Source organism: Schaalia odontolytica (assembly GCF_009730335.1).
GTDB classification, from domain to species: domain Bacteria; phylum Actinomycetota; class Actinomycetes; order Actinomycetales; family Actinomycetaceae; genus Pauljensenia; species Pauljensenia dentiphila.
In genome coordinates, this window is sequence record NZ_CP046315.1 from 1,086,489 (window position 1) to 1,099,594 (window position 13,106).

At 66.7% G+C, this 13,106-nt stretch carries 12 protein-coding genes; all 12 read left to right on the forward strand.

The annotated features are described in order from the left end of the window. Positions 1–114 precede the first annotated feature (114 nt). The 12 genes from rpsO (at position 115) to FOC40_RS04710 (ending at position 13,101) form a co-directional block, all read left to right on the forward strand. Positions 115–384: a 30S ribosomal protein S15 gene (gene rpsO, locus FOC40_RS04655; protein WP_007587851.1), complete on the forward strand. Its 270-nt coding sequence runs from the start codon at positions 115–117 to the stop codon at positions 382–384. 184 nt (positions 385–568) lie between these two features. After that, positions 569–2,914, forward strand: coding sequence for a polyribonucleotide nucleotidyltransferase (locus tag FOC40_RS04660; protein ID WP_003796139.1), 2,346 nt, complete (start codon positions 569–571; stop codon positions 2,912–2,914). A gap of 133 nt (positions 2,915–3,047) precedes the next feature. After that, positions 3,048–4,352 carry a M16 family metallopeptidase gene (locus tag FOC40_RS04665; protein WP_003796141.1) on the forward strand — a complete coding sequence of 435 codons (1,305 nt, stop codon included), beginning with the start codon at positions 3,048–3,050 and terminating at the stop codon, positions 4,350–4,352. 99 nt (positions 4,353–4,451) lie between these two features. Beyond that, a complete protein-coding gene (gene dapB / locus FOC40_RS04670; RefSeq protein WP_003796143.1) occupies positions 4,452–5,192 on the forward strand; it encodes a 4-hydroxy-tetrahydrodipicolinate reductase in 741 nt (246 codons plus the stop codon). Further along, positions 5,189–5,731, forward strand: a complete 543-nt coding sequence (locus tag FOC40_RS04675) for a GNAT family N-acetyltransferase (protein WP_003796147.1) — start codon at positions 5,189–5,191, stop codon at positions 5,729–5,731. The genes dapB and FOC40_RS04675 overlap by 4 nt, the downstream gene beginning before the upstream one ends. A gap of 104 nt (positions 5,732–5,835) precedes the next feature. Then, positions 5,836–6,732 (forward strand): 4-hydroxy-tetrahydrodipicolinate synthase, encoded by an 897-nt coding sequence (gene dapA, locus FOC40_RS04680; RefSeq protein ID WP_039929710.1) that lies wholly within the window; start codon positions 5,836–5,838, stop codon positions 6,730–6,732. Between the two features lie 166 nt (positions 6,733–6,898). Next, complete coding sequence (locus FOC40_RS04685) at positions 6,899–7,315, forward strand: DUF4418 family protein (RefSeq protein WP_196773366.1); 417 nt, start codon at positions 6,899–6,901, stop codon at positions 7,313–7,315. Between the two features lie 13 nt (positions 7,316–7,328). Beyond that, entirely contained in the window at positions 7,329–8,210 is an 882-nt protein-coding gene (locus tag FOC40_RS04690) for a DUF6273 domain-containing protein (RefSeq protein ID WP_003796150.1), read from the forward strand. Continuing rightward, complete coding sequence (locus FOC40_RS04695; RefSeq protein ID WP_003796152.1) at positions 8,207–9,397, forward strand: FtsX-like permease family protein; 1,191 nt, start codon at positions 8,207–8,209, stop codon at positions 9,395–9,397. Before FOC40_RS04690 ends, FOC40_RS04695 begins: the two co-directional genes overlap by 4 nt. A 27-nt stretch (positions 9,398–9,424) precedes the next feature. Then, positions 9,425–10,633 (forward strand): ABC transporter permease, encoded by a 1,209-nt coding sequence (locus FOC40_RS04700; protein WP_003796153.1) that lies wholly within the window; start codon positions 9,425–9,427, stop codon positions 10,631–10,633. A 1-nt stretch (position 10,634) separates the two neighbouring features. Then, positions 10,635–11,312, forward strand: a complete 678-nt coding sequence (locus FOC40_RS04705) for an ABC transporter ATP-binding protein (protein WP_003792729.1) — start codon at positions 10,635–10,637, stop codon at positions 11,310–11,312. Positions 11,313–11,409: 97 nt separating this feature from the next. Beyond that, complete coding sequence (locus tag FOC40_RS04710) at positions 11,410–13,101, forward strand: ribonuclease J (protein WP_039929803.1); 1,692 nt, start codon at positions 11,410–11,412, stop codon at positions 13,099–13,101. Positions 13,102–13,106 lie beyond the last annotated feature (5 nt).

Sequence of the window (13,106 nt, forward strand, 5' to 3'; positions counted from 1 at the left end):
TGTGGGGATAACGCCGGTGGCGTGCTACTGTAGAAAGGCCGTACACCGGCCGCGGACTGTCAGCACCCGGGAAAAGCCCGGATGCCCCGCGCAACGAACACAAAGGAGAAGCCTGTGCCGCTGAGCAAGGACGTCAAGGACCAGATCATCGCCGAGTACGCGACCCACGAGGGCGACACCGGTTCCCCCGAGGTGCAGATCGCGCTGCTGACGCGCCGCATCAAGGATCTGACCGAGCACTTCAAGACCCACACGCACGACCACCACTCCCGTCGTGGCCTGCTGCTGCTGGTCGGCCGTCGTCGCCGCCTGCTGGGTTACCTGGCTGACATCGACATCGAGCGTTACCGCTCGCTCATCGAGCGTCTCGGCCTGCGCCGCTGATTTTGGGCCGGCCCGCCTCCCGTAGCGGAGACGGGCCGGTTTTCACACGCCCGCCTCGGGCAAACCGTTAATTCTCGCGCGAAAGCCGCCGGTTTTCGACAGTGGCCTACGGAGCGTTTATCCGTGGGCTTCGATCGAAGGCCGAAGTGGAGCGCGACACCAACAAACCAAGGAGAAACGCCCCATGATGGAAGGCTCCGACATCATCGCCGCAGAGGCGATTATCGATAACGGCCGTTTCGGTAAGCGCACCGTGCGCTTCGAAACCGGCCGTCTCGCCAAGCAGGCCGCAGGCTCCGCCCTGGCCTACCTGGACGATTCCACCACCGTTCTGTCCGCCACCACGGTGGGCAAGAACCCCAAGGACCAGTTCGACTTCTTCCCGCTGACTGTCGACGTTGAAGAGCGTCAGTACGCCGCGGGTCGCATCCCCGGTTCCTTCTTCCGCCGCGAAGGCCGCGCGGGCACCGAGGCCATCCTGGCTGCCCGCCTCATCGACCGCCCGCTGCGCCCCGGCTTCGTCAAGGGCCTGCGCAACGAGGTCCAGGTCGTCGAGACTGTCCTGACGATCGATCCGGACGACGCCTACGACGTTTTGGCGATCAATGCCGCGTCCATGTCCACCCAGATCGCAGGCCTGCCCTTCACCGGCCCGATCGGCGGCACCCGCCTGGCGCTCATCGACGACCAGTGGGTCGCGTTCCCGCGCTGGAGTGAGCTCGAGCGTTCCGTGTTCAACATCGTTGTCGCGGGCCGCATCGTCACCAAGGAAGACGGCTCCGAAGACGTCGCGATCATGATGGTTGAGGCCGGTGGCGGCAAGAACCAGTGGGAGCTCATTCAGGCTGGCGCCACTGCCCCCACCGAAGACGTCGTGGCCGACGGCCTTGAGGCCGCCAAGCCGTTCATCAAGGTCCTGTGCGAGGCCCAGCTCAAGGTGGCCGAGAAGGCTTCCAAGGAGACCGTTGAGTTCCCGCTGTTCCTGGACTACACCGACGAAGAGTACGCGGCGGTCGAGGATTACGCGGCCGAGAAGGTCGCCCAGGCCCTGCTGACCGAGGGTAAGCTCGCCCGCGACGAGGCTGTTGACGCCGTCAAGGAAGAGATGCTCGAGGCCCTGGCCGAGCGCTTCCCCGAGTCGGAGAAGGCCCTCAAGGCTGCGTTCCGTTCGCTCGAGAAGGCTACGATCCGTAACCGCACCCTACGCGAAGAGATCCGCATGGACGGCCGTACTCCGCGCCAGATCCGTTCCCTCTCTGCCGAGGTCGAGGTCCTGCCCCGCGTGCACGGCTCCGCCCTGTTCCAGCGTGGCGAGACCCAGATCCTGGGCATCACCACTCTGGCCATGCTGCGCATGGAGCAGCAGATCGACAACCTGTCGCCCGTCAACGCCAAGCGTTACATGCACCAGTACAACTTCGCTCCGTTCTCCACGGGCGAGGTTGGCCGCGTCGGCTCCCCGAAGCGCCGCGAGATCGGTCACGGCGACCTGGCTGAGCGTGCCCTGGTTCCCGTCCTGCCCTCGCGTGAGGAGTTCCCCTACGCGATCCGTCAGGTCTCCGAGACCATGGGCTCCAACGGCTCCTCGTCGATGGGCTCGGTCTGTGCCTCGACCCTGTCCCTCCTCCAGGCCGGCGTGCCGCTGCGCGCCCCCGTCGCGGGCATCGCGATGGGCCTCATGACCGGTGAGGTCGATGGCCAGTTCAAGGCCGTCACCCTGACCGACATCCTGGGTGCCGAGGATGGCTTCGGCGACATGGACTTCAAGGTTGCCGGTACCCGCGACTTCATCACGGCCCTGCAGCTGGACACTAAGCTCGACGGCATCGACTCCCAGGTCCTGCGCGCCGCGCTGGCTCAGGCCCGCGACGCTCGCCTGGCGATCCTCGACCTGATCAACCAGGCGATTGACGGCCCGGATGAGATGAGCCCGAACGCTCCTCGCATCATCACGGTCAAGGTCCCCGTCGACAAGATCGGCGAGGTCATTGGCCCTAAGGGCAAGATGATTAACCAGATCCAGGACGAGACCGGCGCTGACGTCACCATCGAGGACGACGGCACCGTCTACATCGCCTCCTCCGACGGCGCCTCCGCAGATGCCGCCCGAACGATGGTCAACCAGATCGCGAACCCGCAGATGCCCGAGGTCGGCGAGCGCTTCGTCGGCACGGTCGTCAAGACCACGTCCTTCGGTGCCTTCGTGTCGCTGACCCCCGGTAAGGACGGTCTGCTGCACATCTCGCAGGTCCGTCGCCTCGTGGGCGGCAAGCGCATCGACTCCGTGGACGACGTCCTGCAGGTCGGCCAGCAGGTCGAGGTAGAGATCGCTGAGATCGGTGACCGCGGCAAGCTGAGCCTGCACGCCGTCATCGACGGCGAGGCCGGAGAGCTCGAGGCCGCCGAGGGCGAGCAGACCGAGCAGCGTCGTGAGCGCCGCGATCGCTCTGAGCGTCGCGAGCGTCGCCCCCGTACCCGCACCCGTCGTCGCCGTGACGACGAGCGCGAGGACGGCGCTTCCGAGGAGTGAGTAGCTCCCGCTAGCTACATCGGACCGGTGGCCGGGACGGAGCGTGTGCTCCGCCCGGCCACCGGCCTTTTTACGGCTACACTGTGAACGTTTCGTGCCAACCCCCGGACTGTGGGGACGCAAGAGGAGAAGTATGACGCCCAAGCCGCTGCCGCTCGACGAGGCTCGCCTGTCCATTGAGGATGGCGACACCTGCATTGATCGCACGATCCTGGGAGCCGGGACGCGCGTCCTGACCCAGGAGATTCCCGCGACGAAGAGCGCGGGCGTGTCCCTGTGGGTGCCCGTCGGCTCACGCGACGAGGGACCACGCACGGCCGGGTCGACCCACTTCCTTGAGCACCTCCTCTTCAAGGGCACGAACAAGCGCTCCGCCCTCGACATCGCCGTCGCCTTCGACAGCGTGGGCGGCGAGTCGAACGCTGAGACTGCGCGCGAGCACACCGCCTATTGGGCACGCGTGCGCGACGCGGACCTCGACATGGCGATCGAGACGCTGACCGACATGGTCACCGACTCGCGCCTCGACGAGGAAGATTTCTCGCTGGAGCGCGGCGTCATCCTCGACGAGCTGGCAATGGGGGAGGATTCGCCCACGGACACGGTCCACGACACCTTCCAGCTGGCCGTCCACGGCGACCGCCCGATCGGACGCCCCGTCGGTGGCACCGCCCAGGCCATCCGTGAGGTCGAGCGCGCGGACGTCTGGGAGCACTACCAGGCCCACTACTGCCCCTCATCCCTCATCGTTGCAGCCGCCGGCAACGTCGACCACGAATCAGTGTGCGAGCGCGTGCAGGCCGCCCTGGAGGGATCGCCCTGGGACGCGGGCAGCGCGGCCTCGCCCTGGCCTCGTCGATCCACGACCGTGACACCGATTGCCGACCACGATAAGGACATCACCCGCCGACGCGACGTGACCCAGGCGCACGTCATCATCGGCTGCGAGGGCCTGTCGGCCACGGACCCCGCGGGCCCGACTATGAGTGTCCTGCTGTCGGTCCTGGGTGGCTCCATGTCGTCGCGCCTCTTCCAGGAGGTGCGCGAAAAGCGCGGCCTGGCCTACACGACCTACGCCTTCGACGTCGCCTACTCCGATACCGGAACCTTCGGCATGTACGCGGGCTGCAGCCCCGACAAGGTCGGTGAGGTTGAGGCCATCATGCGTGCTCAGCTGGAAGACCTCGCCGCGGACGGCCCGACTGAGGAAGAGATGACGCGCGTGCGCGGACAGGTGCGCGGAGGTGTCGTCCTGGGCCTTGAAGACAACTGGTCGCGCATGATGCGACTGGGCCGCTCGGAGATCATTGGACGTTACCGTCCCATCGACGAGTCCCTCGCCGAGTTCGACGCGGTGCAGGCGGGCGACGTGCGCGCGCTGGCGGCGTCCCTCATCGCGAAGCTGGATTGCCGGGCCCTCGTCCTGCCTGCGCAGTAAGAAACGGGGGAGTGAGATACCCCCTGTCCATCCGCGCTCCTCGCGCCGCCCGTGGGAATACCCTGAAGACAGCCACATAACCGTAAGAAGGAGAGCGCAATGATTCGCGTTGCAGTGACAGGAGCCAAGGGCCGCATGGGCTCGACCGTCGTTCAGGCGGTCACGGACGCCCCGGACATGGAGGTCGTTGCCCTCTTCGATGCGGGCGACGAGATCACGCCGCAGAGCGTGAATGGTGCGCAGGTTGCCGTCGACTTCTCGATCCCTAGCGTCACCGAGTCCAACGTGCACGCGCTCCTCGACGCGGGCGTGGACGTCGTCGTGGGCACGACCGGCTGGACGGAAGAGTCCTACGCGCGCGTGCGCGAGCATGCCGAGGCCTCTGGGCGCGCCGTCCTGATTGCCCCGAACTTCGCGATGGGCGCGGTGCTCGCCATGAAGTTCGCCGCCTTGGCCGCCCCCTACTTCGAGTCCGCTGAGGTCATCGAGATGCATCACCCCGCCAAGGTGGATGCTCCCTCCGGCACCGCCGTGGCGACCGCGCGCGGCATCGCGAAGGCGCGCGCCGAGGCCGGCCTGGGCGAGATGCCCGACGCGACCGAAACTGACGAGCTCGGCAGCCGCGGCGGCCGCGTGGATGGTATCCCCGTCCACGCCGTGCGCCTGCGCGGCCTGACCGCCTCGGAGGAGATCCTCCTGGGCAACGTGGGCGAGCAGCTGGTCATCCGCACCGATTCCTTCGACCGCGTGTCCTTCATGCCCGGTGTCCTGCTGGGCGTGCGCCGCGTGATCGGCCGTACGGGCCTGACGATCGGCCTCGACCAGGTGATGGGCCTGTGAGCCAGAGCGTGGGACCGGACCGCTCCGTGCGCCCCGCCCAGAGCGGTGACGCGCGCGTGATCGCTCGCCTGCAGTACGAGGCCTGGCGCTCCCTCATGGGGCAGAACGCCCTCGACGCTCAGGGCATCACCGAGGAGGCGCTCGCTGCCCAGTGGGAGGCGACGCTGGCCTCTCCGCGGCCGGGCGGCACCGCCCTCCTCGTCGCCCTCCACGGCAATACGATCGTGGGTTTCGCGCTCGCCGGTCCCGACGAGGCCGGGGTGTCCTCGGCCCCCGACGCTGAGTCGGGTGAGGCGGCGGTGGCTGCGACGCAGGTGTATGAGCTGACGGTGGATAAGAACTTCCGCCGCTCGGGGCATGCGTCGCGCCTGCTGTCGGCGGTTGCGGACCTGACGAGCGGCCAGCTGCGCGCGTGGGTTGGTGTGGATGATGAGGAGCGCCAGCGTTTTTTCACGTCGGCGGGTTTTGCGCCCTCGGGCGCGGTGCGAGTGCTGGGCGATGGCCCCACGCAGCACATGTGGTGGGCGGAGCGCGACTAAGGGCCCACGGCGCGAGCGACGCCACGCGAGTGCGTGCGTGGTGCTCCGTCCATGTCGGGGACGGTGTGCGCCCATTGCACGGGGCCGTGCGTATCATGGAGCGCATGAGTAACATTCCTGCCCGCCGCTTCGGTTCCCTCGCGGCCGCCATGGTCACGCCGATGACCGACACAGGTGAGATTGATTTGCCCTCCGCGCAGCGCCTGGCGATCAAGCTGGTCGACGAAGGGTGCGACACGATTCTGTTGTCCGGCACGACGGGCGAGTCGCCGACGACTCACCAGCCGGAGAAGAACGACCTGACGGAAGCCGTCCGTGAGGCCGTGGGGGATCGAGCGTTCATCCTGTGCGGCGCGTGTTCGAACGACACCGCCCACGCGGTGCGCATCGGTGAGGGCGCCCAGGAGCACGGTGCCGACGGCATCTTGATCGTCTCCCCGTACTACAACCGCCCGTCCCAGGAGGGCCTGCGCGCGCACGTGCGCGCCGTGACGGATGCGACCGACCTGCCCGTCATGCTCTACGATATTCCGGGGCGCACGGGCATTGCGTTCTCTGACGCGACCCTTGACATCCTTGCCCAGCACCCGCGGATCCTGGGCGTCAAGGACGCGACGGGTGATGTGGAGACAGGCGTGGAACGCATGCACCGCACGGGCCTGGAGTACTACTCGGGCGACGACGGCCTGAACTTCGCGTGGATGACGGGCGGCGCCTCGGGCTTCATTTCCGTGGTCGCACACGTGGCCTCGGCCCAGTATCGCTGCATGATTGAGTTGCTTGACAGCGACCAGGTGTGGGAGGCTCGCGAGCTGTCTTATTCACTGCGTCCCCTCGTGCACGCCATCATGGGTGGCGGACAGGGAGCGGTCATGGCGAAGTACGCCCTGTGGCTCCAGGGCGTTATCGACAGCCCGGCCGTGCGCCTGCCGATGGTGGGCATCAGTGACGATGAGGTGTCGGCCCTGCGTCGCGCCCTGTGCACCGCTGGTCTGCTCTGACATACATTTTGCCCCCGTCGAGACCCAGCCGGGGTGAGCTGTATGTTCGGGGCTGAACGGGGCGCCGTGGTGGCATCATCGATCGTTGACGAGCGCTAATAGTTAGGCTTAATATACTTAGGCAAAGCTCATCAACGCTGATCGTTGTCTTCAAGGAGTGGATACCGTGGCAAAGAAGGACGTCATCATTCCCCTGGTCCCCGCCGCTCTCAGCGCCCTGCTGCTCGCCGGAGGTGTGACCGTCTTTTCGGCGTGCGAGCAACGGGCCGACGGCTCGTGGATGCACTGCCACCAGTGCCAGAACATGGTGGCTGGCAGCGCCGTCGGCCTCATCGCACTGTACGGCGCCTCCTCCCTCGTCAAGAACAAGCCCGCGCGCCTGGCCCTGCTCGCGCTCGCGGTCATCGCCAGCGTCGTAGTGTTCTTCATTCCCGGCGGGATCTGCCCGCTGTGCGCGATGAAGACGATGCGCTGCCACACCGTCTTCCAGCCCTTCGTGCGCATCATGAGCGTCCTGGTTGCCGGCAGCGGCATCGGGGCGCTGGTCGCGTCATGGAAGAAGGACGCGAAGCCCTCCGCCTGACGTATTGCCCCGGATGGGAGACAATGGCGGCGTGAGGGCCCAAGGACGTTCGACAACCGTGCGCATCGGCGCGGTTCTCCTCGCGCTATCCCTCGTCGCCGTTCTCGCGATCGTCGTGCGCAACGCAGTGCGCTATCGCGAGGCCGTCGCCCTGGACGAGGCCGGGGACGCTCAGGGGGCGTACGTGCTCTTCCATGCGCTCGGCGGGTACAGCGACGCGGCGCAGCGCGCGCAGGCCCTCGTCGAAGCCGATCCCGCGCTGCCGTACCGCTCGGTATCCAAGGGCGACACCGTGTCCTTCGGCTCCTACGAGCAGGACGGAAATACGAGCAACGGTCCAGAGTCGATCACGTGGATTGTCCTCGACAAAATCGACGGCCAACTCCTGCTCCTGAGCGCAGACGTTCTCGAGGCGCGCCAGTACCACCACGTGCCCTTCGAGGAGGTCACGTGGGAGAACTCTGACCTGCGCGCGTGGATGAACGGCGACTTCTACGACGGCGCGTTCACCCCCGCTCAGCGCGGGCTCATCGAGACGGTGCACAACGAGAACGCGGATCAGTCGATCACCGGTGCGAGCGGCGGAGCTGCGACCGACGACCGGGTTTTTGCGCTCAGTGAGACCGAGAGCGTTATCTACCTGAACACGCCCGCCGCGCGCAGTGACATCGGAGCGGCGCCCGCCAGCGTTCACGCGGCCGCCGGACCCCTGAGCGTCTCCGAGGACGGCACGGCAGACTGGTGGCTGCGCTCTCCCGGAACATACGGTTTCGCGACGCAATTCGTCGACGCGACGGGCGTGCCCTCGCTCAGCGGAGCGAACGTCGACCTGCAGTACGGGGTGCGTCCCGCGCTGTGGATCAACGTCGAAGGCGTCGGTGAGGGGAGCCGATGAGTAACGCGCTGTCCCTGCGCCGCGTTCCCCTCCTGACCATCCGCGCGCATCCCGTCCGTTCCCTCATCATCGCTGTGCTTGCACTCGCGCAGGCAGCCTGTGTGTTCGGCGGATTGATCCTCATGGGTGCGATGCGGGCGGAGCTCACCCTCGCTGAGCGCAGGCTCGGCGCCGACCTCGTCGTGTACCCGACGACCTGCCTGAACCAGGTGGAGAAGAAGCGCCTCCTCATGCTCGGGACCCCCGTGGGCTGTCACCAGCCGCGCTCGGCCCTGGCGCGCATGTCGTCCAACGAGGACATCGCCGCGTTGTCCTATCAGCTCTATGTGTCCGAGACGCTTGTCGATGGGTCCACCCGGTGGATCGTCGGTTTCGAACCCGAGACGGATTTCGCGCTCTCGCCTTGGATTGCCGAGGGGGAAGGGACGTCGCTGCCGCGCGGCTCGGTCCTTGTCGGTAGTGCCGTGCCCGGCGCGGACGGGCAAACCCTCTCCGTCTTCGGGCGCGAGCGCCCGATCGGCGCTCACCTCCTCACCACCGGCTCGGAGCTCGATGACGCCGTCTTCGTTTCCATGGACACCCTGTCGGACATGATGGCGGACGCGCGCGCGGCAGGGGAGGACAACGACGCATCCCTCGACCCGCGTACCGACTACTCTGCCGCGCTCGTGCGCGCCTCGGACAGCGACGCCATCGAGAGCGTTACCAATTGGATCAACCTCTACGTGCGCAAGGTCAGTGCGGTGCGTGCCGCCGATGCGCTCGTCGGCGCCGCGTCGGGCATTCGCGCACACCGCGGGGTCGCAATCGGGGTCCTGGGAGCGACCTGGCTCGTTCTACTGGGCGCCCTCGTCATCGTGCAGGTGAGCCTCATGAACGAACGGATGCAGGAATTGGCCGTGTGGCGCTCGATTGGGGCATCGCGCTCCATCATGAGCCGTGTCATGCTGAGCGAATCAGCGTTGCTTCACGTGGCCGGAGCACTCGCGGGAGTATGCCTCGCAGCCCTCACCGTGCCATTCGTGGGGGACGGGAGCCTCGTCGAGACCCTCGCTTCCCCCGCGACGTCACTGCCCCTCGCGGGCCTGTCAATAGTCGCCGTCACCTGTGTCGGCGTCGCCGGAACGCGTCTCGCGCTCGCTCGGGTCAGCCGTGCGGCCACTGGGAATAAATCTGTCCTGGTATAGGGACAACGGTCAAGGAGGAATGACGTAATGCTGTCGCTGTCGCGACTTCCGTGGATGAACCTACGCGGCTACCCCGTGCGGACGGGGACCCTGGTCTTCTTCTCCATGCTCATGACGATGACGATCTTCGGCGGAACGCTGGTCGTCCAAGGCATCGAACACGGCCTGCGCACGACCCAGTCGCGCCTTGGAGCCGACATTATGGTGACGCCCGACGAGGCCGACACCGACTTCGACGCGCAGACCTTCCTCGTGAACGCCGAACCGTCGTACTTCTACATGGACGCGTCCACGCGCGAGGCAGTCGCAGCCGTCGACGGCGTCGAGGCCGCCTCCTCCCAGCTCTTCCTCGCTTCGGCGAGGGCGAGCTGCTGCTCGGGGCGCTATCAGGTGATTGCCTACGACCCGGCCACCGACTTCACGATCCAGCCGTGGATGAACGACGCCGTCGGGCAGACGCAGCTGGGGGAGAATGAGGTGATCGTCGGCGCCAACGTCCTCGCCAACGACCCGGAAAACTTCCAGCTCTTCGACAACACCCTGCGGGTCGTCGGCCAATTCGACCCGACCGGATCGACCCTCGACAATGCGGTCTACATGAACTTTGAAACCGCGAAGAAGGTCATCGACTCCTCGCTGCGCAAGGGACTCAACAAGTACTCGACGCTCGAAACCGACCGCATCATCTCCTCGGTCATGGTCAAGGTGGCACCCGGATACGACGCCGAGGCCGTGGCCGCGCAGATCCGCGAGCAGGTCTCCGGCGTGTCGGTCGCCACCTCGACGAAGCTGGTCAGCGGTATCGCCCAGTCCTTGGATGCGACGTCGCGCACGGTTACCACCCTCATCGCCGTCGCGTGGGGAGCCGGCCTGCTCATGATCACCCTCATGTTCGTCCTGATGATTGTCGAGCGCAGGAGAGAATTCGCAACCCTCATCGCCGCCGGAGCGCACCGTCGGCTGATCTCGCGCATCATCATCCGCGAGGCCCTCGCGGTCAACGCGCTCGGAGGCGTCGGCGGCATCGTCGTCTCCGGTGTCCTCCTCGTGTCCTTCTCCGGCCTCGTACGCCAAAGCCTGGGAGGGGGATTCCTCGTCCCGTCGCTGCCCACGCTGGCGCTGCTCGCGCTGGGAGCGCTCGCGTCGGTGGGCCTCGTTGCCCTCGTCTCCTCGTGGATAGCGCTACGGTACGTGACGACAATGGACGCCAGCCTGGCCCTCAAGGAAGGGGAATGACATGATCATCGAGGCAACGGGACTCACGAAAGAATTCGCCCGAGCCCGCGGGGGAAAGCGCCTCTTCACGGCCGTCCACCCGCTGGATATCGGCCTGGAGGAGCGCCAACTGACCGTCGTCTCCGGGCACTCCGGCAGCGGTAAGAGCACCCTGGCGAACATGCTCGCCGGCATCCTCACGCCGACCGCAGGACACGTACGACTGGACGGCACGGACCTGTACTCGCTGCGCGACGAGGAGCTCTCGCGCCTGCGCAACGAGCGCATCGGCCTCGTCCCCCAGGGGCACACGGCCCTGCGAGCCCTGACGGTCCTCGACAACGTCTTGCTCCCCTCGATCCTCTACACCAAGGACGAGGCGCCCGCGGATCGTGCCCGCGAGCTGCTGGTCGCCGTGGGCTTGGGCGACCTCACCGATGCTGCGCCCACCGAGCTGTCGGGCGGTGAGCTGCGGCGCATGGCGATCGCGCGCGCCCTCCTCATGGACCCCGCCATCGTCGTCGCAGACGAGCCGACCGCAGGCCTCGATAGTGCGAACGCGACCGCCGTCCTTACTCTCCTGCGCGACGCCGCCGATCGTGGAACGGCCGTCCTCGTTGTTTCCCACGAGGCCGAGGCGCAGCGCTTCGCGGACCGCAGCTACGTCATGGAGGACGGCCATCTGCGCGCGAGCGAGTAGCTCAGCAGCCTCCGAACGCGTTAAATGTGAGAGGGCCGACCTACCCAACATGTCTCCCGATGCGGGCAAAGCGGTGTCAACGTGGCAGACTGGCATCATGAAGTCTTTGTACGAGAACCTCAGCGAACCCGCACCCCTGGAAGATGGCGCACTGCGAGTGATCCCGCTGGGAGGTCTCGGCGAGGTCGGCCGCAACATGAACGTCCTCGAATACCGGGGCAAGCTCCTGGTCGTGGACTGTGGCGTCCTCTTCCCCGAGGAGACCCAGCCCGGCGTCGACCTGATCCTGCCGGATTTCTCCTGGATCGAAGATCGCATGGACGACGTCGTCGGCCTTATCCTCACCCACGGCCACGAGGACCACATCGGCGCCGTGCCCTACCTCCTCAAGCTGCGAGGCGATATTCCGATCTACGGATCCGACCTGACGCTGGCCTTCGTCGCCCCCAAGCTGCGCGAACACCGCCTGCCCGACCCGGGCCTCAACGTCGTCGCCGAGGGCGATCGCCTCACCGTCGGTCCCTTCGACCTTGAGTTCGTCTCCGTCACCCACTCGATCCCCGACGCGCTCGCGGTCTTCGTGCGCACCGATGCGGGCAACGTCCTCATCACGGGTGACTTCAAGATGGATCAGCTGCCGCTGGACCGCCGCCTCACCGACCTGCGCGCCTTCGCCCGCATGGGCGAGGAGGGCGTTGACCTGTTCATGGTGGATTCCACGAACGCTCTGGTGCCCGGATTTATCACGCCTGAGCGCGAGATCGGTCCGGTCCTCGATCAGGTGTTTGGCGAGGCCACCGGCCAGATCGTCGTCGCCTCCTTCGCCTCGCACGTGCACCGCGTCCAGCAGGTCATCAACGCGGCTGCCCATCACGGGCGTCGCGTGGCCTTCGTGGGCCGCTCGATGGAACGCAACATGCGCATCGCGGAAGAAAAGGGCTACCTGTCGATCCCTGAGGGCATCATCGTGGACCTCAAGGGCATCGGCGAGCTGCCGCCCTCCCAGCGCGTCTACATGGCGACCGGTTCGCAGGGCGAGCCGATGGCCGCGCTGTCACGCATGTCGGTGGGATCGCACCGCACCGTGACGATCGAGCCGGGTGACATGGTCGTGCTGGCCTCCTCGCTGATTCCCGGCAACGAGAACTCTGTCTACCGCGTTATCAACGACCTGACTCGCCTGGGCGCGCGCGTCGTGTCGAAGGAGAACGCGAAGGTGCACGTGTCCGGTCACGCGAGCGCCGGCGAGCTCATCTACTGCTACAACATTGTTCAACCGAAGAACGTCATGCCTATCCACGGTGAGGTCCGTCACCTGGTGGGCAACGGTCAGCTGGCCGTTAAGACGGGCATTGACCCGCAGAAAGTGGTCCTGGCCGAGGACGGCGTGACGGTCGACCTCAAGGACGGCGTTGCGCGCGTGTCGGGCATCGTGCCCTGCGAGTACGTGTATGTGGACGGCCGCTCGATCGGAGAGATCTCCGAGGACGAGCTGGAGACCCGCCGCACCCTGGGGTCGGAGGGCTTCATCTCGATCTTCGCGGTCGTCGAGCGCGATTCGGGCATGGTCCTGGCCGGCCCGGAGATTCGCGCGATCGGCATGGCCGAGGACGACTCGGTGTTCGAGGAGATCCTCCCTGACGTCACGCAGGCGCTCAAGGACGCGGCTGCTCCCGGCGGGCAGGACCCCTACGTCCTGCAGCAGGCGATGCGCCGCGTGATCGGACGCTGGGTTGCGCGACGCTTGCGTCGTCGTCCTATGATCGTTCCGGTCGTTACCGAACAGTAGTCTGG